At 37.7% G+C, this 26268-nt stretch carries 23 protein-coding genes and 1 pseudogene; all 24 read left to right on the top strand.

What is annotated here, in order from left to right; all coding sequences use genetic code 11:
* The first annotated feature begins 3 nt into the window (after nt 1-3).
* Nucleotides 4-1440: a hypothetical protein gene (locus ACH6EH_RS06700; RefSeq protein WP_397331654.1), complete on the top strand. Its 1437-nt coding sequence runs from the start codon at nt 4-6 to the stop codon at nt 1438-1440.
* 35 nt (nt 1441-1475) lie between these two features.
* On the top strand, nt 1476-2000 hold the full coding sequence (locus ACH6EH_RS06695) for a hypothetical protein (RefSeq protein ID WP_397331653.1): 525 nt from the start codon (nt 1476-1478) through the stop codon (nt 1998-2000).
* A 35-nt stretch (nt 2001-2035) separates the two neighbouring features.
* Nucleotides 2036-3040: a hypothetical protein gene (locus ACH6EH_RS06690; RefSeq protein ID WP_397331652.1), complete on the top strand. Its 1005-nt coding sequence runs from the start codon at nt 2036-2038 to the stop codon at nt 3038-3040.
* A 64-nt stretch (nt 3041-3104) separates the two neighbouring features.
* Nucleotides 3105-3569 (top strand): hypothetical protein, encoded by a 465-nt coding sequence (locus tag ACH6EH_RS06685; RefSeq protein WP_397331651.1) that lies wholly within the window; start codon nt 3105-3107, stop codon nt 3567-3569.
* Nucleotides 3570-3586: 17 nt separating this feature from the next.
* Nucleotides 3587-3985: a hypothetical protein gene (locus ACH6EH_RS06680; protein ID WP_397331650.1), complete on the top strand. Its 399-nt coding sequence runs from the start codon at nt 3587-3589 to the stop codon at nt 3983-3985.
* A 7-nt stretch (nt 3986-3992) separates the two neighbouring features.
* Nucleotides 3993-5150 (top strand): Ig-like domain-containing protein, encoded by a 1158-nt coding sequence (locus ACH6EH_RS06675; RefSeq protein WP_397331649.1) that lies wholly within the window; start codon nt 3993-3995, stop codon nt 5148-5150.
* A gap of 15 nt (nt 5151-5165) precedes the next feature.
* Entirely contained in the window at nt 5166-5645 is a 480-nt protein-coding gene (locus ACH6EH_RS06670; protein WP_397331648.1) for a hypothetical protein, read from the top strand.
* Between the two features lie 2 nt (nt 5646-5647).
* Nucleotides 5648-6373: a hypothetical protein gene (locus tag ACH6EH_RS06665; protein WP_397331647.1), complete on the top strand. Its 726-nt coding sequence runs from the start codon at nt 5648-5650 to the stop codon at nt 6371-6373.
* Nucleotides 6374-6389: 16 nt separating this feature from the next.
* The gene (locus tag ACH6EH_RS06660; RefSeq protein WP_397331646.1) at nt 6390-7187 is read left to right on the top strand and encodes a hypothetical protein; all 798 of its coding nucleotides are present in this window, start codon (nt 6390-6392) and stop codon (nt 7185-7187) included.
* Between the two features lie 136 nt (nt 7188-7323).
* On the top strand, nt 7324-7839 hold the full coding sequence (locus ACH6EH_RS06655) for a hypothetical protein (RefSeq protein WP_397331644.1): 516 nt from the start codon (nt 7324-7326) through the stop codon (nt 7837-7839).
* A complete protein-coding gene (locus ACH6EH_RS06650; RefSeq protein ID WP_397331643.1) occupies nt 7808-8239 on the top strand; it encodes a hypothetical protein in 432 nt (143 codons plus the stop codon). The genes ACH6EH_RS06655 and ACH6EH_RS06650 overlap by 32 nt, the downstream gene beginning before the upstream one ends.
* A gap of 84 nt (nt 8240-8323) precedes the next feature.
* Complete coding sequence (locus ACH6EH_RS06645; protein WP_397331642.1) at nt 8324-9367, top strand: tyrosine-type recombinase/integrase; 1044 nt, start codon at nt 8324-8326, stop codon at nt 9365-9367.
* A complete protein-coding gene (locus ACH6EH_RS06640; protein WP_397331641.1) occupies nt 9357-9557 on the top strand; it encodes a hypothetical protein in 201 nt (66 codons plus the stop codon). Before ACH6EH_RS06645 ends, ACH6EH_RS06640 begins: the two co-directional genes overlap by 11 nt.
* Nucleotides 9558-9589: 32 nt before the next feature.
* On the top strand, nt 9590-9868 hold the full coding sequence (locus ACH6EH_RS06635) for a hypothetical protein (RefSeq protein WP_397331640.1): 279 nt from the start codon (nt 9590-9592) through the stop codon (nt 9866-9868).
* An 11-nt stretch (nt 9869-9879) separates the two neighbouring features.
* Nucleotides 9880-11478: a polysaccharide deacetylase family protein gene (locus ACH6EH_RS06630; protein ID WP_397331639.1), complete on the top strand. Its 1599-nt coding sequence runs from the start codon at nt 9880-9882 to the stop codon at nt 11476-11478.
* Between the two features lie 178 nt (nt 11479-11656).
* Nucleotides 11657-11938 (top strand): hypothetical protein, encoded by a 282-nt coding sequence (locus ACH6EH_RS06625; protein WP_397331638.1) that lies wholly within the window; start codon nt 11657-11659, stop codon nt 11936-11938.
* 2 nt (nt 11939-11940) lie between these two features.
* Nucleotides 11941-13173: an SGNH/GDSL hydrolase family protein gene (locus ACH6EH_RS06620; protein WP_397331637.1), complete on the top strand. Its 1233-nt coding sequence runs from the start codon at nt 11941-11943 to the stop codon at nt 13171-13173.
* Between the two features lie 2 nt (nt 13174-13175).
* Nucleotides 13176-13736: a hypothetical protein gene (locus ACH6EH_RS06615; RefSeq protein WP_397331636.1), complete on the top strand. Its 561-nt coding sequence runs from the start codon at nt 13176-13178 to the stop codon at nt 13734-13736.
* 30 nt (nt 13737-13766) lie between these two features.
* Complete coding sequence (locus tag ACH6EH_RS06610; protein ID WP_397331635.1) at nt 13767-16025, top strand: hypothetical protein; 2259 nt, start codon at nt 13767-13769, stop codon at nt 16023-16025.
* A gap of 84 nt (nt 16026-16109) precedes the next feature.
* On the top strand, nt 16110-16658 hold the full coding sequence (locus ACH6EH_RS06605; RefSeq protein WP_397331634.1) for an acyltransferase: 549 nt from the start codon (nt 16110-16112) through the stop codon (nt 16656-16658).
* Nucleotides 16659-16835: 177 nt separating this feature from the next.
* Entirely contained in the window at nt 16836-18014 is a 1179-nt protein-coding gene (locus ACH6EH_RS06600) for a PDDEXK family nuclease (RefSeq protein ID WP_397331633.1), read from the top strand.
* Between the two features lie 41 nt (nt 18015-18055).
* Complete coding sequence (locus tag ACH6EH_RS06595) at nt 18056-19147, top strand: hypothetical protein (RefSeq protein ID WP_397331632.1); 1092 nt, start codon at nt 18056-18058, stop codon at nt 19145-19147.
* Between the two features lie 303 nt (nt 19148-19450).
* Nucleotides 19451-19984, top strand: a pseudogene (locus ACH6EH_RS06590) (phage tail tape measure protein); the annotation flags it as partial.
* Nucleotides 19985-20255: 271 nt separating this feature from the next.
* On the top strand, nt 20256-26252 hold the full coding sequence (locus ACH6EH_RS06585; RefSeq protein WP_397331631.1) for a transglycosylase SLT domain-containing protein: 5997 nt from the start codon (nt 20256-20258) through the stop codon (nt 26250-26252).
* Nucleotides 26253-26268 lie beyond the last annotated feature (16 nt).

Here is a 26268-nt window from a genome sequence, read left to right as displayed (position 1 = left end):
ATAATGGACAAGAAATCACAATTTAATCTGGTTGTAAATTCAGTTACTGAGAACATCGACCCCACTCTACTTAATGTCACCTTTGTTGTTCATGACTTCGAGTTATCGGGTAATGGCCAAGTTATCACTAAAGAAATTGCATTAGAGAATGCCCATACCTTACTCAATAAACCTTTAGTGTGTAAATATTACCCTGCTCTAAATGGCAATAGTTCAACTGATGCCCTTGGCACACATGAGCAATTCATTGGTGTCGATAGATATGGTAATGATGATCTTCAAATGGACACTATCCCTGTCGGTGTCATTACTACCGAGGGTTATGTTCTAGATATAGAAGGGACAGAAGTATTGGCGGTAGACGGAGTTCTTTGGAGAGACCGTTTTGAAGATGTGTGTGGACTACTTCTTGAATGGTATCAGCGTGGTGTCAAGATTATATCAAGTGTCGAGTATTACTATAAGAATTATACACACAAAGATGGTGTTGAATATATCGAGTCACCTATTTTATATAGTGGTCATTGCTTACTGAATTCTGAGCAGCGTGGAGACCACAAAATAGTAACTCCCGCATATGAATCATCGCATCTACTTAGTTTTAACGATTTAAAACAATTTAACAAACTGGTTGCTCAAGCTCTAAACCAGTCATCAAAGGAAGGTGTAGGAATGTTTAAGAAGGTGTGTGAGTTGTCACACGATGATATTAGATCTCAATTGTACGGTGCTCTTAACGATGCGCTGTCTGATGAAGAATACTATGATTCATGGATAGTCGAAGTTTTTGACAATCGATTTATTTATCACACTTGGGTTCAAGATGTGGGTACGAAATTTTACGAAGTAGCCTACACAAAAACTGAATCAGAAGATAAAGTAAATGTTGATTTTGCTAACAAGGTTGAAGTAATTGAAGAAAGAAGTTGGACTAAAGCCAATATCAATGCTGACATTCAACAGCAGCTTAATGAATCAATTGAAAAAATTGAAGCATTGAACTCAGATTTGACTTCTTCTAATCAAAAATTAGAAACAATCTCTCAAGAAAAAGAAAGCCTGTTGACTCAGTTCAATGATGCTTCTGAAAAATTAGTATCGATGAATCAACTCGTAGAAGAACTGCAGCCTTACAAAGAGCAAGTTGAAAGTGAAAAATTGCAACAAGCCATCAATGAGCAAACAGAGTTCTACTCTGCCAAGTTCAACGCAGTTAACGCCGCTGATAAATTTGCATCTGACGAAGTACAAGAACTCATCAAGTTATCTATTAATGAAGATGAGACTGGTAAAGATGCAAAACTTCAACTCAATAGCATTCTTGTAGAAATGGTACAACCAATTCTTAATGAAGAACCGCAATTCTTGGTATCTGCTAACAGTCGAGGCAGACTGATTGACAAACCTGATACTTTTGAATCGCGTTATTCAATTAATTAATAAAATAAACATAAAATTCTGGAGGTTTTTATATTATGGCAACTCGTCAACAAGTCGCCCTTACTCAAAAGGGTAATCGTGAAATCGGTAATCTGAACAGCATCAAAATTCGTACGCTTAATCATGGTGCAGTAGTTGTTGGTGAAATTGACAATTTCACATTGGTAGAGCTTGGATTTAATACGGAAGGTGAGCGCACTGCTACTCAACTGTCTGATGTAACCAAAAAGTCTTATCTTATTGCAACTCCAGAAAAACGTATGCTGGGCGAAGAATTGGTAGACTTCTATAATGCTGCAGGAGAACGCGCCCGTATCGTATTCCTAGATGAAGGAGTTCGATTTGACACCTCGGCTTTCAGACTTAATACTGGCGTAACTAGCATCAAGAATGGTCAAGTGGCACATTTTGATCCAGCAACCAAAAAATTTGTGATTCAAGAATCTGCTTCCCCAGTTGCTGCTTATGCAACAGCCAGCAAGAAGTTTGTTGTAGTATCCAATGAGTCTGATGTTGTTTACACATCCGGTAAAGCCCTAGTTCGTCTTGAAGTACAATAATTAAACTAAACATATACATATCGGAGGAATAATAAATGTTTGACAATCAAAAACTTAAAGCACTATTTACCCGTGTAGTAAATAATAAAGTTGAAGAAAAAGACCATGAAGACATCGCCGCATATTGCAAAAAAGTATTCGGTTCTGGATACTCTCCTGATCCTTCTATGCTTCACCAGTTTAACAATCTCGTAGTTGAGACTGCTGATCAAATTGCAAAGCCAGTAGTTACAAACCTTCTTTCTGTGCTTGCTGAATACGATAGCGTTGCACCTAACACAGTGAAACAGTACAACATTCCACAAAAGAACAAGGCTAAGGTTCGTTGGTCTGCTAACGGTTCCGGTGTAGACATGGTTCGCGTTGAAGGTAAGCGTAAAGAGATTGCTGTACCTCAGCAACTTTCCACTGGTTTTTACTATGAGCCATTTGGTGATGGTGATTATGTTGAACAGTTTAATAAGTTGGTCAACGATGTGGCAGATGCAAAAGTACGTCTGTACATGGATGTTATCGCTAAACTGGTCACTGCTGCTGTTGCTTCGGGTAAAATTCCTAATGCTAACGTTGTAGCTGCTTCCAACGTTACAATTCAGCAATACAATAAGTTGGCTTCCGTTCTGGCTCGCTATGGTGGTCGCCCTGTATTTGTAGCAGATACACTTCTGATTGACCATTTTGCTCAACAACAGGCAACAGACACTACAATTAAAACGCTTCTGACTGACCGTATTAAAGAAGAGTTGCTGACCAGCCTCAACCCTTCTACTATTGGTCGTACAACAGCTATGAACCTGGTTAATCCTTTTCTTGACGAAACTAATTCCAAGGTTGAATTGCCAGTTAATGTTGGCTATATGTTCGCAGGTGACGTTTCTCAAAAGCCATTTGTTGTCACTGAGTTTGGTGGTATGCGTCAAATGACTGAGCAAGACATGGAAGATGAGCGCATTAAAATGAAGATTACTCAATCTGCTGACGTTCAACTGATCTTTGGTGAAGCTATCGGCTATATCAAAGACGACAACGTAGCACTGTAATATTTAATGAATTAAATGGGGCGAAATAATGTCGCCCCTATTCTATTTTTCAAGGGAGGATACTATGACAGATACTATCAAAGTGGCAAGGTATCGCAATTTTCCATATACAGTAAACTATACTGTGAATGGAGGTATTAAAACTTATCAATGGGCTGGAAGTCGTGGCGACAAAACAGACATTAAAGAAGTTCCTACTGAAGTCGTAGATTGGCTTTTGATGACAAGCGGATGTTTTAGAGATGGTGAACTTAAGATTATTGAGGATACCGAAGAAGCGAAAGTAATTGCATCCAATATTGACGATCCAGAATCATACAAAAACAACACTCATACCAGAGCTGAACTTGTTAAGATTCTTGAAGGCAATTTCATGAAAATGAAATCTGAACTAGGAAAAATCACAGTTCAATCTGAGAAACAATATGTTCTTGATGTTGCAAAAGAAATCAAACTAGACGCTAACTCTAAACTCAAGTTTATCGCTGAGTGGATTGGTGCTCCTGTAGACGTTCTTTTTGACGAATAATAAAGGAGTGGTTCAAATTGACCACTTATGATTCTATCTTTACGCAGTTTATAGCAATCAATAAGACAGATCCGATCAACATACCCACCTCAGATGAAGGCAAGTATAATATGATCCATTCTGCTATTGTTCTCTACAATAATCGCATGAGAGATGAAGAGCTAGGCTATGACGACACTATTGAGCAAGTTAATCGTTCACTAAGCCACGATGAAATCCTTATTGTTAGCAGGTACATGAGACTTACTTTTCTTGAGAATCAGCTTACTGAGTTTGCTACTTTGTACCAGCCATTTGCTGCAGATATTGGATTGCGAAACTACCAAAGTCAAGTCAAGGCATTACAGACACTCATTGACAATGAGAATAGTAAAATCGAAAGAATAATCGATAATATGCAAGTAGACTATTTGTAGGTGCTATATGAAGGATTATTCTAATTATTATGGTAGCAGCAAGGATCGATTGATTCAAGGCGGTAAGCACCTTTTTGGAATGCATCTGAATGGATTTGACTCAAGTGAAGTATTGGTGAATGGACTCCCCCATCAAGTCATTGTCACAGAAAAATATTCAAGCAAAGAAACTCTTAGAAAAATCATGTGTGAACATGGTCAATTGTTTGATGGTGACGTAATTGAGCATGAGAATAAAATATGGTTGATACGCAAAACAGATAAAGAGAATCCTGTGTTTGATACTTTCACTATGGAATTAGCCCCATCCTCTCTCAAATGGCTAAACTCTTATGGTGAAATTTTAGAATATCCATTCATCTTCAATTCCGATAATATATCTAATTTTGGTGTCGCTGAAGGCCAGGTTATATCCCTCCTTAATGATAGACGAAATATCGCAGTCAGGAAGACTGATGAGAGTAAAATGATTAAAGTTGGACAGCGATTCATCTTTGATGCTGCTGCATGGGAAGTCACATCGATTAACAGGCTTAATCCACTTGTTGAGATTGTGTTAAAGTCCACTACAATTGATCCGTCAAAGGATAATATGGAGTTGCGTATTGCTGATTATGTGAAGCCAAACTATGCGATTCATGTTGATCAAACAAGTATTTCATTAAGAGTCGATGATACATATCAAATTGATGCAACGGTGACCAACAACGGTGTTCAAATCCCCTCCCCTACCCTGTCATTTATCTCCTCTGACAATACCATTGCAAGCGTGGATGAACATGGTTTAGTTTCTCCTGTAAGTGAAGGTTCGTGCACAATCGAAGCAGTTTATCTTGGCATAGTGTTGACTCTTAATATTAATATTGGAGCAATACAGTCCGACAATTACACTGCAATAATTAGCGGAGATGAAAATGTTTATCTTAATAAGACAAAAGACTATTCTTGCAACTTCTACAACAACGAACTGTCAGTTCCACTAGTAGGAGTATTCTCACTAACCAACCTCGATGGAAGTCCTACGACATTGGCAAGCATCACTGCTATTCAAGGTAATGTTTGTACTGTTAAGGGGTTGAAGATTGGAACTGTTTTACTGACTTGTGGGAATGCAAGTAATAATGTATCCACATCTAAAACAATCAAAATTAGATCAGCCTTATAAGGATGGTGAGCACGGTTGGCTAGATTAGTAAACTTAAGCAGTGACAAGGCGACAATCATGACTAGACTGACTGACTCGCCTGAATTATGCAAGGCGCTCTATTACACTGAGAGCAATTTTTTAGATATGCCTGATATTGAAGATCCCTCTATCCTCTTTTACGAGAACATCTTTCCGTTTGCCAGAGTTCCTGAACTCGCTCAAGAAGGCAAAAGCTATATAACCATGTCATTTAGAGATTTTAGACCAACTAGAACTAATCACAGATTCAAGAGTGGTTTAATTCAAATTAATGCTTTCACGCACAACCGCTTAGTACGGACTGATCATGGTGTGCTGAGGTTTGACTTAATGATGCATGAGATTGATAAATTGATGAATGAGAAACGTGGCTTAGGAATCGGAAAAACTGAGTTCTATAAAATGGATGAATACTATGTGAATGAGCATTATATGGGGCAATACATAGCATACAAAATATATGAGTCGAATTAGATATGGCATATATCAAAGAAGACATCGAGCTCAAGTTAAAAGCTGGATTACCTATCCCCATAGATAACGCGGGCTTAATGAGGATACCTACTTTCCGAGTTATTGCCGACATTGGTTTATCTATTTATAATCTCTATCTTGCATATCTATTAATTGATAAAAATTCGCTTGATAAACAGATGAATAAGAATATGACGAATTTTGATTTGTTTTTCGCTAACTGTTATCACAGCGAGGAATTCAAGCATATAGCTTTTAATGGACTTCAACTTTTTTTTAATCATGAACCGTCACTAGAAATAAATGGCGAAGATTATTTCATTAATCTCGAAGGTCAAGGATTCTTGAATCGTGAGAACTTTATGGATTTTCAAGAAATCCTAATGATTTCAAATAATGTGAAAGTTTCCAATGAACCAGAGTATAAACCTGGCAACTCTAAAGCTCAGGAAATGATTAACATGATTATGAAGAACAGGAAAAAACAGCCGAAGCTAAAAGAAAAGATGAATCTCCAAAGCATAGTTTCTGCTTTAGCTTGGAAAGAGAACGGACTTACAATATTTAGTGTCTTTGATTTAAACATATATCAAATCTATGATGGCTTTCATACCACTAACAACATTGATAACTATAAGCACACTATACAAGGTCTATATGCTGGAACTATTGATAGTAAAAATATTAAATTGGCTGATATACATTGGGCCAATAAAATAAACAATTAATTCAGGAGGATATTTAATGACTACACCTAATATTTTCGCAGTTCGTGAAGTTGCTTTGGCGACTTTTTATGATCTTGCAACCAATAAGGCAAAAGTACAACTTTCAAACCTCAAAACATCTGGCTTGGAAAACTCTGCAGACACTGTTTATGCACAAGGCGGGCGCGGTAACGGTCGTGTAGTTGGATTTTCAGGAAACCGCTCTGGACGGGTTACTCTTCAAGATTGCGTGTTCACTGCCGAGGTAATTGCTATGATGACTGGTAACGAAATTAAAACTGGTGCAACTAATATCTACCAGCGCGATGTTATCACTGTGTCAGCAAATAAGGCTTCTCTGTTACATACACCAGTAGATGCGACATCTGGCTTGATTAGTGTTTATAAGTTGAATTCTGACGGTACACATGGCGAAGAGATTACTTTTGCAACAGGAACAATTGCTGCTGGTAAATACACTCTCACTACAAAACAACTTACTTTTAACACTGGCGAACTTGCTGACGGAGCTAAAGTTGTAGCGTATTACAAAGCAGCTACAGCAACTACAGCAAAAACAATTACCGTTTCTTCCGATAAATTTGCAGGTACATATCGTATTGTTCTTGACTGCCTTGTACGTAACACTGAAAACCAACAAGATTACGCTGCTCAAATCGTTATCCATCGTGCCAAGATGGAGGACAACTGGAGCATTTCTATGGCAGCAGACGGAGATCCTTCAGTGTTCGATATCCCTATGGAGATTCTGAAGCCTGTAGATGGAACAGAAATGTACACTATGACTATCTATGATGAGAACAGTGTCGCTTAACAAATAAACATATACATACTAAGAGACAAGTGAACATACGCTTGTCTCTTTTTTACACTTTCTAAGGCTTTTTATAGAGCAAACTTGATATGAGTGTGCTGTTACAAAGTCTTAAATTTATAGGGGAGATATAAATATGACAAAAAAACTATCAGCATCAGCGATTAATAAGGCGCATAAAGCATTAGACAATAAGAAGAAAATTACTGTACTTGGTGAATATGAAGTTAATATTAGTCTAACTTTTAAGGATTCAGACATTGATAAGGTAATCTTCGACTATCTTACCATGTTTGAAGAAGCAGGTCGCAATAATAAAATTGATGATGAATTTATCTTGGGGTCAGGTGCATTGCTTCACACTCTAATTCTTGGAGCCTTTACCGATGTGCCAATGATTCCTAAAGAACGTGACATTGCTAAGTATTTGGAAGTTGCAAATGTGTTTTATAACACAGGGATTATGAATGCCGTTATTGAGGCATTACCTGAACGAGAGTTAAAGAAAGTATCCGATAAATTAGATGCCAACAGTAAGAAAATCGGTCAAATGATTGGTGAGTACGCTTTGTCCTCTGCTATGGCACAAGGAGAAAACAATGAAGATCAAAGCCAAGAACATGAAGGAATTAGAACAGATAATCAAGGGTAAAGTTGGTAAAGCATTACTGAATAATGTAGCACCAACAGTGAAAGAAGTTATGAAGGATAAGATTGAGGAAGAAGTTTATAGCGTGTATACACCAGTACCTGTTGAAGATGGAGGATATGACAGGCAACGTGAAAATGATGGCTTGCTAGATGAAGACAATATGGAAGTGACTGTACTGAATGACACTGTGTTAACCGTAGAGAATATTCGTTCAGATGGTGATAGAAATGTTGCTGAAATTGTCGAGACTGGTGAAGGATATCAATTCGAGTTCCCATACAATGGAGTACCAAGACCATTCACAGAAGCAACAAGGGAACACCTGAGAGATACGAATGAACATGTGGCTGCTATGTATAGAGGGTTAGTTAAAGAAGGATTAAACGTAAAAGTGAAATAAAAGGGCAATTTCATAAAGATTATGGGAGTGATTTTTGTGGAGAACAACTTCATTTAGACAAATATAATTAAGTGGTGATTCGATTTGACGAAAAAGCAAATTAACAAAAATACACTGCGAGAACCAGCTAAAAAGCTACCAGAAGTAACTGAAGAAATGTGGCTTCAAGTAAATGAGGATTACCGATCATTAGCAGAAGAGTTTATCACTGTACAAGACCTCTCTCCTGCTTCTAAAAAACAATATACCAGTGCACTGAAACAGTTTGGTTGGTACATGTTTAGTTCAATGAACAATAAGTTTTTCTATAAAATTTCTAAGCGTGACTTCATGAGATATTTGAGTTACTTACGTGAAAACCGGAAGATGTCTTCTTCTGCTATTGGATTAAGAAAATCAATCGTATCAAGCTTGTGTAATTTCATTGAGAATATAATCTCTGAGGATGATAAAAATTACACTAACTTCAGAAATTTCACACGAGGTCTCCCCCCTATTCCCAAAAACCGTGTTTACGACAAAATTAAAGTAACAAAAGATGAATATGACATGATGATGAATGTTCTCCAAGAAGATGAAAATTGGTTGGGTATGGCGTGGCTTGCAACTGCATTTAGAACAGGCGCTAGACGTTCGGAAATCATTCAATTTAAAACTGAGATACTCTCATATGATGTTCAGGACGATTTAGATTATGTTATGTCGCATACAGTTCGAGGGAAGGGAGCTTCATTGGATGGCAAAAAAATAGAGTACATGATCCCCCTAGATGTTTTACCTTACTGGACAAAATGGGTTGAATCAAGGGGATATGAAAGTGAATATGTTTTCACCACCAAATATGGAAATGAAGTCAAACCAATGTCTGCTGCCTGGGCTGATGAGTTTTGTTCCAATACTCTGTCTGACATCTTGGAGCGCAGAATTAATGTTCATATATTCAAGAATTCTTGTATAACCTATCTTTTGGAATCAGGCGTAGACATCAAACTGGTATCTAAGTTCGTAGCGCATCACAATGACATATCTACCACTCAGATATATGACCTTAGAGATTTTGAAGATGAAAAGAAGAAAATATTTAACACCAAGAAAACTGATAATGAGGAGAGCAGAAATGAAAGCTAAAATTTACGTCTACGAACTCGAAGGCACTCCACAAGAAATTGTTGAGTTTGTAAATAAGATTGACAAACAATCTAAGCAGCCGAATCAATATACATATTTTAAACAACCTGCATTTACGATTATCGGCGATCCTCCATCCAACCCATTGGATTGGAGCAAGATTACTTGCTCAACAAGCACAATTACATAACAATATACATACAACAACAGGAGGGATTATATATGCCAGGCCCAGGTGGTTACGTTGGTTCACCCAACATTTTCGTTTCAACAGCAAATCAAGAATTAGTCACAAAACATCCAACATGGTCTTATCCTTATGCATTTAGAGAATTCAGTTTTCTCAATTATGCTGATTGCCATGTAAAAATTAATGGCTCCAGCGACCCTATTTTCCTGAAAGCAGAACAAGGCTTCTCAATGTCCTTAGGACTTATTCCAGTCAAAAGTTTCATTGTTGTGGAATCTGGAATTGAGTGTCAATTTATTGGAGCATACTAAGGGGAGATCATATGTTTTTAATAAATAAAAGTCCCCGATTACTTGGAATCAAGAGGAACAAATTAAAACCGTATGTTACAAATAGAGAAGTTATTTATTCTTCTTACAAGAAAAAAGATGCAACTTCTTTTGAATTATCTACATCTCAAGTTGGCAAAATGAATATCGGGATTCGAGCTAACTCAGACATTCCAAATCGCAGATTTACTAAGAATGGTAAGGTTGTTGTCTCAAGTAAAGATAACTCAAAAACAAGCGAATTGACCTATTCTTGGAGTCGTGGAGAAGGATATAGTATCAACGGTGTTTACGATTCAATTGCACATCAAGAATATCAAGACCCACCCTATTGGAATATCAAACCTAGCGTAGTTATTACATTCGATGACGGATGGGAATCCATGTACAATCTTGCATTTCCGTACATGAGAGATAAAGGTATTAAAGGCACGGCGTATGTTGTACCCAACAACTACAACAACACACCAGGATTCGTAACGGATGCCCATCTTAAAGAAATGTATGATGCTGGGTGGTGTATTGCGAACCACACCAACACGCATCCTTTTCTAACAAATTTCACTTATGAACAAGCGTATTCTGAAATTGATTTATGTAATCAGTGGTTGGAAAGCAAAGGTTATCATGATGGTACAAAACATATTGCCTTTCCTTATGGTTCGCATAACGATGAAGTTTTAAGAGCGTGTAAGGATTTAGGAATGGATACTGTTAGGTTTACGGGTAATGAATTGAATAATATTTATACGGATGAAACCATGCACAAGTTGAAACCTATTACCTGCGGTTTAGGTGGAGCATGTCCTGATTTCAATGCTGTTAAACTTCACGTTGATGAGGCTATCTCCAAAGGAAAAGTATGTGTTATGATGTTCCACCGTATCGTTAACGCTCCAGGTGAAAATGGATGGCCATCCAATGATGGGATGAACTTCGTGTTCAGTGAGTACAAAAAAGTTATGGATTATCTCGTGCAAATTAATGCCACAGTCTATACGATGGATGAATTACTCAATCTAACTAAAAGTCAGATTGATTCATATAAATCGGTATCTAGAAAACTAGAGTTTGATAATAACTTTGTTGAAATCCAACGAATCGGAAAGAAGACGATTAATGGCTCCTTGACATGGACTACTCCTGCAGTATTTCAAACAACTTGCTACAGGTCGCAAGTCACTGGATGGAACGCTGCTAACTCAGATGTTCCAGTTGGAATTGCAGTGAATTCTGCAGCATTCAGCAATCTACATGTTTACGATACTGTGGATGCTGTACGCGGTAATGCTCCCAATTTGTTTCAATTCAACATCCACACAAATGGAAACTTGTATTTGGCTTGGGATAAAGCATATGGCGATGCTAATGGAATTACGACTCAGGCAGCATTAAAAACTTGGCTGAATAATAATCCAATTACTTTGTTGTTTGAGCAGAAGACACCTACAATCACGCCTGCTCAAGTGTCCATTGTGACCAATGGTATTTCTGACACCTCCCTCCGATCTTTCGGAAATGGAACAAAAGTGGAATCAATTATTGGTTCAAACGCAACCCATCCTGTAATGTTTGAAAGTCATCCAATTTAAAGAAATCCATCTTTTATCAAAATATTTGATCTGTAAATCCCTTATTTTATAAGGTTTTTTGTTATGCCTAATCTTTCAATTTTCTTAAGTGTAGGTGATTCCAACAAGTGACAGCGACTCAGTTTTTCATCTCATTTATATTTATAAAACAAACATATTTAAGGAGATGTTTTTAGAAATGAGACCAATCGGAATTAGAAGTGACAAAGGTATGTCTACCGCAAATCAAGAAATCCTGCCAGTTATTGATGCAGGCTGGACTAGATCCCCAAGAGGTAAATATTATGAATTTTCTTTCTTGAATGAACAGGCTTGCACAGTAATTGTCAATGGAAAGGATCGGAATGTCCTTGAGGCTGGCATTGGATTTGAAATTAATGAAAATGACTTTAAAATTGAATCCGTAGTTGTTGTAGAACCTGGTATCAATTTTAAATGGCGCGGAAAGTACGGTGCTTAACTATGAATATGAAGAATCGATTATTTCCAAATGATTTAAGGATTGAGGATACATCCTCTTCCCCATCGCAACCTACCAATCCATCGCTTCCACCCCTCTCAATTCCTAGAGCAAACAGAATAGGGTTTATTGGAGACAGCAATACGCATAATACGGGCAGAGATAATATTGAAATTATGAAACCAGTGTGGCCTGCTATCATGGGCATTATGAGCAACATGAGAGCTTATATTGGATTGAATGCAGCAGTGTCAGGCTACACAACTAAAACTGCTTTGGATATTCAAGTAGCGAAAGTAATTGCTGACAATCCGTCAAAGTGTATTGTGATGATAGGCACAAATGATATTGGACTAAAAGGAACAGGTATCAATTTCCCCAATGACTCTAAATCTAATATTGCTCAAATTGCAGATCGCTTAGTTGCAGCAAATATAGAGCCAATTTTTATGACCGTCTACCCTATAACTCAAGGTTCTGTTTTAGGAGGAAACGTGGTTGAAGATGTTCACAACAAAGTGAACCTATTCAACCAATTCCTTAAAAGTTTTTGTTTGAAGCGCGGATACCAATGCTACGACACTTATGGTTTACTAGTTGAACCATCGACAGGGAACATGAATCCTACTAGCCCTGATGGGGTTCACACAGGAACATTTTTGAGCCACTGGGTAGCAGAGTATGTGGTACAACGATTAGCGTCAAAACTACCAGCCTGGAACCCTCAATTGTGCGAAAGTAATAGTGATCCGACAACTCTCTTAACCAACCCTTTATTTATCACGGATACAAATACTGACGGTATTCCAGACGGATGGACAAAGAATGGAACATCTTTTACAACACGCATTGATCCCGGAGTAGCTGTTCATGGCAAATGGGCTACATTTTTTGCAAATAGCTATCAAGCTAGTGGGACATCTTTATCTCAGACCATCACGAGTGGATTTAGTAGTGGTGATAAAATTGCTATTGGTGGGAAGATTAAAGCAAAAGTCGGAAACAAAGATGGGTCGAAATATTCTTGTAAGATTACATTTAATGGTGCTAGTACAGACCTGTACTCTCCAATGTATGAATTCTTGTGTTCAATCGAAGGTACTTTTTATCAAGAATATACCGTTCCATCCAATACAACATCAATAACTGTTGATATTGGAGTTGCTAGCGGTATAGGCACATTCCAGTTTGGACAAATGACAGTTAGAAACCTTACGGCATTGGGGGCTATTTAGTAATGATTAGCAATGAGCAAAAAATCTCATGGAAAACAGCATGGTTACAATTTCTTTGTGAAATAAACAATGTCGAGCATACAGGGTATGAGAGACGAGAGGAATTGGAGACTAAGCTTGCTACAGCAGGATTCCAATCGTTTCCATTAATTCCGTCTGTGTATACAGCAACAGGAACAACAAATAACCCTAATACAACCAATAACTTTTCTGGTTCTGCATTCATTTTACCCGATCCCCAAATAACGCTATCCATGAAGAAAAGTCAAAAAGCTATTATAAACGGACTTGTCTGTCTTTCTACAAATTCGGGAACAAATAACTCTGCAAGAATGACTTGTCTTGTTTACAGCATAAATGGAGGAACATCCTGGACGAATTTGGGTACATGGATGAATGCAACAGATTTGGGTAATAGCATAGTCCCAGTTACCTTAAATTTTGCGTATACTGCTTCAGCAGACGTAAATATTATTTTTGGTATTCGGATAGCCAATATTGATGGAACAACAATAGTCACTGCGTCAAATAATCAACGCTCACTTACTGTAACTGTCTTTTGAACTATATCCTATAATAAGGGAGTGTGTTAGGTGATCAGTAGACTGTTCAAGAATGATCTCAGAAATGAAAAAAACGATATATTGTCAAGTGAATTTATAAACCACAAAGATAGGCATTCGCGTGGATCTCAAGATGAACTGAATGCGAAAGACATTAAGAGTTCTGCCAGTTATGCGAACGTAATTGATTATGGGGCAGACAGAACCGGAAATACTAACTCAGCGCAAGCATTCCTTTTGGCTTTTCAAAGTGATTCTGACTCTGTGTACATACCAAAAGGGCAATATTTACTTCTTTCCAACATTTCGGTTCCCTCAAATAAGAGTCTAGTGTTTGATAAAAATGCAACAATAAAAATAGGCGAAGGAATTAAGTTAAGAATAGACAGTTCTTGGAATGCAAATCATGATGATTTTATCTTCGACTTGTCTCTTGGAGGTATATTAGAAGGAGATATGATTCACGATGAGATATTCCCAGAATGGTTTGGGGCGAAAGGAGATGCTGTAACTGACGACAGCGATGCCTTTAATTATGCTATGAAAGTTTGCAATAAAAAAAGGATACTTCGTCTTTCACCTAAAAATTATAAAATAAGACGAACTATTGACAATAACGCTAGAGGCGTAAAAGGAACAGCTCGTTACTACGACAGTCAAAATGGGGGCAGTCGTATTATATTTGATCCGATTGATAAAACGACTGATCTACTGCCATGCCTTCGAATTGCTGCAGCTGCTTACTCTTCTGAATTTCGAGACTTTACAATACAATCAACAACTCAATACACCTCTAAAAATTTATCATCTTGGGTAAATAAATCTCTTTTCGAACAAGATAAGTACGAAATGTTTGCAGTCGGTTGTGCTGCTATTGAGGTATTAGGAGTAAGTACGCCTACTTTCACCAATATAAGGACATCGAATATCAAAGTAGGTCTACTTATGAATAGCAACAATGGACATATAACTTCTCATGAATGCAATTGGTCGGGTTTAATCGGTGTTTATTGCAGAAGAAACTCAGGGGATTATTTCTTTCAAGGTGGATCTGTTAGTGGGGCATTTTGTGGTGTAATGTTGGGGATAATTCTTGAGGCCGGTCACTATGGAGGCATGGATGTCACTATGCTGAGAGTACATATGGGTTTCTCTCCGTTCGGCTTTTACCAAGTTAAGGATGCAGACAATTATGATGAACTGGCTGAAGTCCTGGGTTTATCCGCATCTTTAATGACGACCCGATTTGAGAGAACGGGTGAGGCTGTAATAAAGTTACTTCCAAAATCAAAATCAGAAGGCATAAAGATCAGCGGGTTTGGATTAACATGGAGCCCTCTCGACCACCCCTCTGATGGTTCGGATGCCTGGATCTGTGCAATGCCAAATGACATCATTAGTAGAGATGAGAAGCAGAAATTTGCTGTTTATTTCGGAACACTAGGGAATAGGGTCGATGTTTTTGACAATGACTTCGGGGGTATATTTAAATCCAATGCGCCTGGTGCAGTGGGCTCTGCGTATATCCATACATTGAGCGGAGACGGCACTTTGAAAGGCTTAGATATCCCCAATATTGTTGTTAGAAGAAAGTTGCCTTCTGTTAGCCTCAGTCTATCATCGCTTCACAGTCTTGATCAAAATATGAGATTAAAATGCTTCAATTCTTTAGCTTCAGGAAATTTAATGAAAAATCCTGAGGTTAAAGAAAGTTGGGCTATTGTTGGCAGCACTTCATCTACTTTAGATGTTATTTCAAATACAGATATAGATGAGATACCGATCAGTGAGCTCAGAAAATATCTTGGTGACAGTCTAAAAATAGTTAAATTCACTCCTGATGGTATTAATAGTCAGATGATTGCATTGAATGCGTTATTATCAACATTAGACTTGGATGAAGATAGAAATATTTGCTATGAGTTCTTTATCTATTCACCAAAATCTACTATTGGGTGTCGGATTGCTTGTTCAAACAATAAGTTTTTATATGACTCATCGCGCCCAGTTTCTGTGAATGAATGGACTAAAATATCTGGACGAGGTGAAAAATCAAGCGATATCCGAAGGCTTGAAATATACAGTCTCTCACCCACATCTCCAACCTATATTGCTGGTGTTATGGTTAACTATGATGAGCCAAGTCCATACTCTCCGCATAACCACCCATACACTACTCAAGCGATAGAGTCCTTAGATGGTATAATATTGTCTTCACCAAACAAAAATCGCTACAAAATAACAATCGATGATCAAGGCGCAATCAATACAGTTAAGATCACTCAATAACACAAACATAATCAAATTAATGTTGAAAATCCAGTTCGGTTATGATACAATTCGTATCAAGACTAATCAACTGGAGGAATTATATTGAATAAAATCGTTAACAGAATAACCAAAAAAGTCAGATACTTATTTGTGAATGGAATAGCCTCATCGATTGTAACACCTCAATTTATTAGATTTTTTATTTACAAATTATTTGGTATGGATATTAGAACAACTAAGATATTAGCAGGTTGTTTTTTTACTGGCAAAAAAATATTGGTTGGTTCAGGAACTTTTATAAACAACAGGTGTTATTTCGAGTCACAAGACACCATAATTATTGGAAATAACTGTTCTATTGCTCCAGAGGTCATGTTCTGCTCTTCTACTCATTTGATTGGTGAAACGTTAAAAAGAGCAGGAAAAGTATGTGGGAAAAAAGTTACGATAGGTGACGGCTGTTGGATTGGAACAAGGGCAATAATACTACCCGGTGTAACCATTGGCACAGGGTGTATTATAGCTGCTGGAGCCGTAGTAACTAAAGACTGTGAGTCAAACAGTCTGTATGCTGGAGTCCCAGCAGTAAAAATTAAAGATTTACCCCTTGATAACTCGGAAATTGTAATCCCGAACACCAAAACATCTTGATAATTGATTCTTGATAAAACTATCCTTTCATTAAGAAAGCAGGCTTAAAAAACCCTTATTTTTCAACGTTTTTTGAATGCCCTCCCCTACTCAACTCAATATAATTCTTGAAACGAGCTGCACCAGCATATGGTGTGGCTTTTTTTGTGAATTATGAAATATATAAAGGAGGTCGACATGGGAGTAATAATTAACCAAGAAGTTGAAGTTAGTTGGGCGTACAGATCAAAAACCTATTACATCAATCTAGGCATTCCATTTACTTCAATCGGGGACATTTTTAAAGTTCCTTATAACAAACTTCCTTCAAATGCTAATGTACAGGTATTAATTGAATGCGATATGTGTGGAACTCATATCTTTAAAGGGCTTCAAGGCTTAAGAGATCGTCAAACCACATATTGCAGTACTTCTTGTGCACATGAATCTAAGAAGCGAAGGATCTCTTTTAAGTGTGACTCGTGTGGCAAAGAAGGAGAGAAAACACAATATCAGTTTAATAAACACATCCATCACTTTTGTAATAGTGAATGTTCAGCAAATTTTGATAGATCATACATTCCAAAAGTACAATGCGTATGCGAACAATGCACTAAAAACTATGAAGTAGAACAGTCTCAATATAATAGATATGGCTCAAAATTCTGCAGCGTAAAATGCAGAAACCAATGGGAAAGTATCAATAAACGTGGTTTTAATCATCACAGATACAAAAGAATACCCAAGCAATGTTCACACTGTAATACGAAAATTGATGTACCCAGGTATAAAGTTACCAATGATTCAAGACACTTTTGCGACACAAGTTGTCGCCAACAATGGTACGCTGAAGTTTGGTCGCAGCAACCTGAATGGAGAGAAAAAAGCGCCAAGCGTGCCATCGACATGCTGAGTAATGGATCATTTAATCATACAAATACTTCATGCCAAAAAGTTGTTAATGAAATATTGGATGAAATGTCTATCAACTACGAAAACGAGTTTCCTTGCACATACTATACAGTTGACAACTATTTAATTGATCATCACCTGATGATTGAGGTAATGGGCTCCTTTTGGCATTGTGACCCTAGAGTTTATGAAGGAGTCAATCATGATATTCAAGCGAATAGAATAATAAAAGATGCAACAAAAAAGAAATACATTTTAGGTAAATATGGAATTAAAATTCTTTACCTGTGGGAGAAAGACATCCACGAAAATCCTATGCTCTGTCAGAAACTCGTTCAACATTATATTGGCAATTCTGGTAACATCGATAACTATCACAGTTATAATTACGATATCGTAGAAAATAATCTTAATTTAAAAGATGATATTATGAGTCCATTTTTCGAGTTGAAAGTAAATAAATAAAAATACTGTAATGTATTATTAAAATTTGAGGAAGTGGATAAATGGCAGATTTACAAATCTTAATCTCAGCCAATCTTAATATAGGTGAATCAATTGGCGATATCAATACCGCTATCAAAGCATTAAGCAAACATAAATCACTGCAAAAACTCACTCTTAAAGTTGACGTAGATCAAAGCTTTGTTAAGTCCATTAATCAGTTCATTGCTGCAACTGAAAAATTAGGCAATGCACTACGTGAGCAGAATAAAGTTGTCAGTGATGTCACTACTGTATATAAAAAGCTAGATGGCTCAATTGAAAAAGTTAGAGAACAACATCTGGCTAGTGGTGAAATCCTTACCAAGATTAATAAACAGGTAGATGAGCACAAGCAAAAATTAACCGAAGAAACCAAGGCTCTCGACAAACAAGGTAAATCAGCTCAAGCACTAAAGAAAGACCTTGAAGGTTTGAGTATTGCCCAGGATACCGTTTCTAAAAACAAATACGGCGAAACAACAGGAACGAGACAGACATATAAAAACAGTAATGGTACTGAAAAGGTCAATGTTAATCTAGATAAAGATGGTAACGTTAATGCTTATAAAGTTTCCAATGACTTAGAGAAGGCAATCAAACAAGAAGAAGACTTCCTTGAACAAATGTATCAGGGCAGACTGAAGTCCGAACAACAGCAAAAAGAATTCTATCGGGATTGGGAAAACAACCAACAGAAACATATTGATAAGAATCTTGAGTTATTACGTAAAGATAATGATAACGAAAATCAATCAATGATTGATCGTGAAAAGATGCATGTCCTTGCTTTACAGAAGAATGCGGCAATCGATAAGCAATACGTAGATTCGGTGAAGGCAACACAAACAAAAATTGATGATTTGAGACGCAGATTTAGCAAAGACAGCGGTGTTTTAAATGGTCTAAACGAAGTTCAATCAAAGTTAAATGAAATCGTTAAAAATGATAGCAAAGCTAATTTCAAAAACACCTTTTCAGATTTAAACGCTGACCTGAAACAATTATCTGCTAACGCCAAAACAGCAACAAGTCATACTCTTGGTTTAGGTGAAGCTTTTAAAACGGCAATGACAAGATTCCCAATCTGGATTTTTATTAGTCCCTTACGCTAGTAATAGCGATATGATAACCTCGTGAACCTATACAAATAGGGTGTGATCAAGCAATTGATTGCTAACGGTGAAACCTCAGCACTTCGGGTGGTGGCAATACCGTGCCAAGACTGTTCTATGCAGTAAGGTGTAACGACTATTCCGTTATGGAAGTAGATTTGCAGTGAAACTCTGTATTTCGAAGCGCGAGGCATCCATCAAAACTGGATGATGATATAGTCTAGTCCCATCTATATAGATGTTAAAGTATGCTGAAAAGCAGGGTATAATCGAGCAGCAGCGACTGCGTTCTACGCGCCCCTCCGCTCTCTTCAAAATGGCGTTCAATACATATATGAACTAGATACAGCAATGACCAACTTGCAAAAGGTCACAGATAATACAGCAGCAGAGTATCGGGATTTCATCAAAGATGCTGAAGGAATCGCTAACGCTATTGGCGGTCTCACTCTCGATGTAGTCAAATCTACAACCGAATGGGCAAGACTTGGATATACAATCCAGCAATCCACAGCGCTCGCAAAAGAAACTCTCGTCTACCAAAACGTTGGCGATATTGAATCTGCAGAGAAAGCATCTGAGGCGCTCATTGCCACAATCAAAGGTTTTGGTATCGAGGTTGATACACAAGGTAAGAATATTGCCAATGTAGTCGATATCTATAATGAAGTTGGTAACAAGTTTGCCATTAGCTCTCAGGGTATTGGTGAAGCCATGAGACGTTCAGCGGCGAGCTTAAGTGGTGCTGGCAATAGTATTGAAGAGTCTGTAGCGATGATTACTGCCGCAAATACGACTATTCAAGATCCAGCAAGAGTAGGTAATGCATTAATTTAGTGCCCTTATGCAGAAATGTATATTGAATAACCCAGAATATGCGGGAAGTTCCTTAGAGTCTTGATTACTAAGCCACATTTGAAAGAGTGTGGCGGCGAAGGGTAATGCCTTAGGTATAGTAAAAATATCAAGAATTGGATGATCCGCAGACACAGCCCTTGAATGGGAAGGTCTCAACGACTGCCAATGGGTATCCCTACGGGATAATGGTACAGTCTAATCCCTTTATAAATATGTCGAAAGACAGGGTATAATTGTAAAAACAATTTCTATGCGTATCAGAGGGGTAAGCGAAGAAGGCGAAGATTTAACCAACCTCCTCCCTACTCTCGAATCTAAATTCGCCTCAGTTGGGCTAACTCTTAAAAAGAACGATGATACTTTCAAGAGTACATATGAAATTTTCGAAGACTTGTCTACTGTGTGGAATCAATTATCTGATATGCAACAGGCAGAGTTTGTTGAACTTGTGGCTGGTAAGCATCAAGGTAACATTGCAGCATCCATGATTGCCAACTGGAAAGATGCTCAACTCTCTCTTCAAGCAGGTCTAAATTCTTTTGGCTCTGCAGCAAGAGAAAATGAAGTTTACCTGGAATCCATGCAAGGTAAGATTGCCAAATTTAGAAATGCCGTGAATACATTTTGGAGTGACAGTATTAGTAATGAATTTTTAAAGAGTATGATTGATGCTGGCACAGCACTTATCACTCATATTGATAATTTGGCAGTAGCTATAGGCTTATTAATCGGCTCATTTATGCTGTTTAAACATAAAGCAATCGGCAGCTTTTTACTGGGTGCTGGTCAAACCGTCAAGGCATTATTTGGTATGCAAGTTGCAGCTAATTCTGCCGCTGCATCAATGACAGTTTTACAGAAAGCCATGGGTTGGGTTGGCATAGCTATTACTGCAGGTTCGCTCCTTTATACATTCTTTAATCAATCCAAAAATTCAGCCGATGAAGCAGCTCAAAGTATTGATAACCTCAAGAATACAGTCACCGAAGCAACATATAATATCTCACAACTTGAATCTTTGAATGAACAGTTAAAAGATACTAGTAAATCACAAGAAGAGCAATTAGCAATCTACGACCAGATGAGGGGTATCATGCCTGAAATTGTTGACTACTACAACGATGAGGGTGATGCAGTTTATAAGAAAGGCGAAGCTGTTGATGCACTGATTCAAAAAGAAAAAGATTTACTAGCTGCCCAAGAGAAAACATTGGCAATGAGAGCATCTGAGATTTTAGATGCACCTACCAAAACAATTGCCGAAGCTAAAAAATCAATCAGCGATGATAAGGCTAAATTACAGTTTGCGAACGCATCCAAACAGGCTGCCGAATACATGCAAGAGTTTATGGCTGATAACAAAATCACCATTGACCAGATGTTGGATTTGGATAACCGAGACAAACTCAATGAGATGCAGGCTGGCATTGAACAGATTTTTACTGACTTAGGATTGAAGACAAAAGACTTGAAGAAGTTCAAGTTGGGCATTGATTGGAGTGAAAACAAAACCTCCTTTGATCAATTCTTGAAGAATATGCAAGACAATTTTTCATCCTTGAATGAGTCTTATAATGTCAACTCTGCGAAAATAGAAGAAGGAAAACGTCAATACGTTGAGACGCTTGACACAATTAACAAAGATGTAATGAATGATGCCAAGACCAACGATGAAAACTTGAAGATGGTTTTGAGTAGAGTTGCAGAACGTTACATTAATAGTGTAGATATAACCGAAGATAACAAAGATCAAATCGTATCAAACTATAGAGCCTTGAGCGATAACATAACCAAGGAAATTGAAAACAATAAGATTGACTTGGTGACGCTTTTTGAGACTGGAGATCTTACCGCCCTATCCGACATTCTCTCTCAATTTGGCAATGAGACGCTTGAATTAACTAGCATATTAGATGCGTTCAAAAAGAGTACAGATGAGACTTCTAAAAGTCTAACGCTATTTAATACAATTGTCTCCCAGAGAATGAATGAATTGTCGAAGACAAAAAGCAATATCACACTATTAAATAAAGCTCAACAAGAACTTAAAGATACTAATGGTGTGTCTATTGAGACTATGCTTGAATTGACTGATGCCTATGCAGATTATGCCGAGGTATCCAATTTAAGCAAGGAATCGATCCTTGAATACATCAAGGCAAAGAAACAAGAAGAAATAGCTACCAGCGAGGCAGAAAACAATAAGGCTAAGGCTATTGTCGCTGGCGCTAGAGCGCAAATCGTTGCTATGAGAGCAGTCAATGCGGTTAGTATTGTACCTGCAATACCAGAGAACGCGTTTGATGCTGCAGAAGAAGTAGTTGATAAACTTGCCAAGAAGTTTGGCATTCTCGATTCAGCAGTTAATGACTTAAGAAACACATCGGATAAGGCAGACGAAGAAACACAAAAGAGCAATGAAACAATTTCGGAAACGAATGAATTGCTTACTACACAGCAAAAACGTCTACGCGATGTTGAGTTGGCTCTTGATAAGCTTCAAAGTGGCAGAAGTCGATTTGAAAAAGGTTCAAAAGAATATCAAAAATCTATTCAAAAAGAAATCGATCTACTACAAGAACAAAAAGACATCTATGATGAGGGAGTTAAAAATCCTCGTACTCTCCTTTCTACCAAAGTAACAAGTACTTCACAAGTCGCAAGTGGTACTGGTGCCAGTGACTCAGACGTATCTAATATGATTTCCACCGTTCTCGGATTGCAAGGTAACTTCAGATATGAGCAAATCCCTGGTGAATTTAACGGGTCATTTGAAGAGTTTGTGGAGCGAAAAGTTTCTGATTGTTCGCAATTTATTCAAGAAGCGTTTGAAGGGCTTATGAATATCAAACTTCCTCGTACCGCTGCAGAACAAGCAAAGCAAGGCGTGGCAGTTTCTAAGGATAATTTGAAACGTGGGGACTTAGTATTCTTCAATACCACAGGAAAAGCGAACTCTCACGTTGGTATGTATACCGGCAATGGCAAGTTTATTCAGATGGGAACCAATGGGCTTGCTGAGCGCAATTTGAATGACAAAGAATGGTCGGGAATCTATAATGGAGCCAGACGAGTCATTAATGACACTTCTTCAACTGCAGCTCTCACTAGTTCAAAATCGGCTTACACAGGACAATACTCAGATTTAATCAACAAGTATGCTGGTAAACATAATATTGATCCTTTCTTGATTGCGGCAATTATTAAAACAGAAAGTAATTTTAAGTCTAACGCAGTATCCTCTGCTGGTGCTCAAGGCTTGATGCAGTTAATGCCAAACACCGCAAAAGGACTAGGAGTTACAAATAGCTTTGATCCCGAACAAAATATTAAGGCTGGAACAGGTCACTTTGCACGATTGCTTGAGAAATACAACAATGATGTTGAATTGGCGCTGTATGCTTATAATGCTGGAGAAGGCAATGTTGACAAATGGATTAAGAATGGACAAATCGGTAACATTCCATTTGAAGAAACTCGCAACTATGCACCAAAAGTAATGTCTGCTTACGGACAACAGTCAGGTGGGGTATTAAGCACTAAGTATAAATACACGCCTCCTTCTGAGTCCGACTTGGAGCAAGCAAGAATTGATGCTGAACGAAACAGAGATAAGACAGCCGAAGAGATATACAAACTTATGATTGATAGTATTGATGGGCAACTTTATCAATTTGTCAAGAATAGAGACAGTATTGATCAGAAAATCGGTCAGTCTGAGTTTAAGCAATCCAAATATTCTGAGTCTTCTGCTGAATGGCGTAAAGAAGAAATGTCTCAAATTAGCTATCTAACACAACAACAGGAACAATTGCACAAAGAGAATCTGATGTTGGATAAACTTGTAGCCGAGAAGCAAATTACCTCTGGTGAATTTGACGAACGAAGAGCAAAGAATAGCGCTGAATGGTTGAAGTTGGAAGAAGAAAAGAATGAGAAGCGTTTTTCTGTGCTGCTTAGTAGCCTTGAGAAATATAATCAGAAACGTGATGAGATTAGCAAGAATATTGAGTCATCTGAATCACGAGCAGGTCAAATGGATACTGCTTCTGCTGAGTACCGCAAAGAACTAGAAAGGCAGATTAGCTACAAGAAGCAGATTATCGAACAGGACGAACAAGAGATTGCTGTCATCAAAGAAAAGTTAAAGAATACTAAATTATTACCTAAAGATATTGAAGAATTGAAAGCCCGACTTGAGGAAGTTGAGTACAACAAGTTAACTGTTGAGGTTGAAATCAAAGAAAAGAAATCGGATATGTTCGATAGTTATCGTGAGCGTATATCTGATCAGGTTCAGGCTAAAGAGAATGAACTTCAGATAATTGAGAATGATGCCGAGTCACTGGCAAGCAAACCTCTTGCTTATACCAAGGCAATGCTTCAGCGGATTCCTGTTTACGATGAACTTATCAAGTTAACAGAAGATGAGATTGCACTGATTGAGAAGAAACTAGATCAAGATGATTTAACATCGGCTAAGGCAAAAGAGTTAAAGCAAGACCTGGTTGATTTGAGAAATCAGCAGATGGGTTACAATATTTCAATCAAAGAAACAACGGATCGGCTTTACGAGTTGGCTAATTCTAATATCACAGATATCTTCGATGCAATTAAGAAATCTTTTGACACTAAAGACATGTTTGATGTTGAAGAGTTCAATGATTCTATTGACTCCATTATTTCAACACTTGATCAGGTTGATGGCATATATGATACTGGAGTCAACTTTGTTGATACATCAGCGCAAACCAGATCAGACCTAAAAGATTATGCAAGTAAAGTCAAAGACATTGCATCTGAAGTAAAATCGGCGATGGAGTTTAGTATTGATTTAAGCAGTGTGAATTTCTCTAATCTTTCCTCGCTAGGATCGCAAATCACCTCTCAAATCAATCTTATCGGCAATTTAAAGCGTCAGATTGATGATATGAACGATTCAATCAGAGATACTGAATTACAATATCGCAGACAAGAAGCAGCGTTAGAGGAAGTCATCAAAACCACTGAAAAATCATATGATTCTCAGATTGAAAGGCAACAAGAAATACTTGAAGGTTTAGATGAGCAGATTGAAAAAGAAGATCGACTCAAAAAATTGCAAGAACTCAATGATGAAATTAATAAAGTTAGAAACGATAAGCGTTTCTCATACATCACTGAGGCTGGAGAAGAAATTCTCACATACGATAAAGCTCGCGTAGAAGAACTAGAAAAAGAAAAAGATGAACTTGTAAAACAATATGAGCGAGATGACGTTAAACAGGCAATTCAAGATGAGATTGATCGACTTGAAAAGCAAAAACAAGAAACCGTTCAAATTCTTCAAGAGAAATTAGATAGAACGAGACAAATCAATCAGCAGAGTCTCGAAGCTATGCGCTTATATCAGTCCAGTCTCTCCTCCCTCTACTCTCAAACAGTGAGTGATACTCAAAGCAAAATGGCTGAACTTCAATCTGCTTTAGAAAAAGGTTTAGCAGATGGCACCATTACTGCTGAAGAAGGCTCCAAGTTATTGCAACTCGTTGTCGATGGATGGCAATCTTCATCTTTACAAAAGTGGGATATTTATATTACCCAAGTTAAAGCTAAATTAGCCGATTTGAAAAAGATTTATGATGAAATGGCTATTATGGCTGCGAATATGGGCGGAGGTGGAAGTGCAGGTGGTGGTTCTGGTGGTGGTGGTTCGAACAATACTAACAGCACGAATCAAAACAACAGTTCAAACACTAATACAAATGGAACTACTAATTCTACAAATTCATCTGGAAACAATCAGCAAGACTATCTTAACTCACTTAAACAAAGTGGTAGCGGAGCAGCAAGTTGGGCTAACCAGTATCAGTATTTAAATAGTGTGGCTAATGGTAACAATGCTGGTGCTGCTAAATGGGCTGAAGAACAGATGAAGAAAAACGGCATGACTAAATATCATACTGGTGGCGAAGTCGGGTTACCTCCGCTAAAACCAAATGAAATGCCTGCCATTCTAGAAAAAGGCGAATGGGTTCTCACAGACGAGCATATGAGTAAATTGAAAAACAAGTTGTCTATTACAAGCGTGATAAATTCTCAATTGACTTCACTCAAAAATATGCTGTCTAATATCAAACCTAACACTCCGACACTAGCCAACGCTGGAACGTCATACAGTTTTTCTGGAGATATTACTGTTCAGGCTAATAACCCATCAGAATTCTTTAAAGGACTCGAAACACATATTAAGTCACACAGAAAATAATAACTATTCCTTTTGT

Source organism: Paenibacillus sp. JSM ZJ436 (assembly GCF_044383795.1).
Classification (GTDB): Bacteria; Bacillota; Bacilli; order Paenibacillales; family Paenibacillaceae; genus Paenibacillus_AQ; species Paenibacillus_AQ algicola.
Note: the sequence above shows the minus strand (reverse complement) of the source record. Positions and strands in the feature narration are given on the sequence as shown.

Bases quoted from the DNA above. Each gene is read 5' to 3' on its own strand.
- ACH6EH_RS06700 (WP_397331654.1), top strand. From the start codon at position 4: ATGGACAAGAAATCACAATTTAATCTGGTTGTAAATTCAGTTACTGAG.
- ACH6EH_RS06695 (WP_397331653.1), top strand. From the start codon at position 1,476: ATGGCAACTCGTCAACAAGTCGCCCTTACTCAAAAGGGTAATCGTGAA.
- ACH6EH_RS06690 (WP_397331652.1), top strand. From the start codon at position 2,036: ATGTTTGACAATCAAAAACTTAAAGCACTATTTACCCGTGTAGTAAAT.
- ACH6EH_RS06685 (WP_397331651.1), top strand. From the start codon at position 3,105: ATGACAGATACTATCAAAGTGGCAAGGTATCGCAATTTTCCATATACA.
- ACH6EH_RS06675 (WP_397331649.1), top strand. From the start codon at position 3,993: ATGAAGGATTATTCTAATTATTATGGTAGCAGCAAGGATCGATTGATT.
- ACH6EH_RS06665 (WP_397331647.1), top strand. From the start codon at position 5,648: ATGGCATATATCAAAGAAGACATCGAGCTCAAGTTAAAAGCTGGATTA.
- ACH6EH_RS06660 (WP_397331646.1), top strand. From the start codon at position 6,390: ATGACTACACCTAATATTTTCGCAGTTCGTGAAGTTGCTTTGGCGACT.
- ACH6EH_RS06655 (WP_397331644.1), top strand. From the start codon at position 7,324: ATGACAAAAAAACTATCAGCATCAGCGATTAATAAGGCGCATAAAGCA.
- ACH6EH_RS06650 (WP_397331643.1), top strand. From the start codon at position 7,808: ATGAAGGAATTAGAACAGATAATCAAGGGTAAAGTTGGTAAAGCATTA.
- ACH6EH_RS06640 (WP_397331641.1), top strand. From the start codon at position 9,357: ATGAAAGCTAAAATTTACGTCTACGAACTCGAAGGCACTCCACAAGAA.
- ACH6EH_RS06635 (WP_397331640.1), top strand. From the start codon at position 9,590: ATGCCAGGCCCAGGTGGTTACGTTGGTTCACCCAACATTTTCGTTTCA.
- ACH6EH_RS06630 (WP_397331639.1), top strand. From the start codon at position 9,880: ATGTTTTTAATAAATAAAAGTCCCCGATTACTTGGAATCAAGAGGAAC.
- ACH6EH_RS06625 (WP_397331638.1), top strand. From the start codon at position 11,657: ATGAGACCAATCGGAATTAGAAGTGACAAAGGTATGTCTACCGCAAAT.
- ACH6EH_RS06620 (WP_397331637.1), top strand. From the start codon at position 11,941: ATGAATATGAAGAATCGATTATTTCCAAATGATTTAAGGATTGAGGAT.
- ACH6EH_RS06615 (WP_397331636.1), top strand. From the start codon at position 13,176: ATGATTAGCAATGAGCAAAAAATCTCATGGAAAACAGCATGGTTACAA.
- ACH6EH_RS06600 (WP_397331633.1), top strand. From the start codon at position 16,836: ATGGGAGTAATAATTAACCAAGAAGTTGAAGTTAGTTGGGCGTACAGA.
- ACH6EH_RS06595 (WP_397331632.1), top strand. From the start codon at position 18,056: ATGGCAGATTTACAAATCTTAATCTCAGCCAATCTTAATATAGGTGAA.
- ACH6EH_RS06585 (WP_397331631.1), top strand. From the start codon at position 20,256: ATGCGTATCAGAGGGGTAAGCGAAGAAGGCGAAGATTTAACCAACCTC.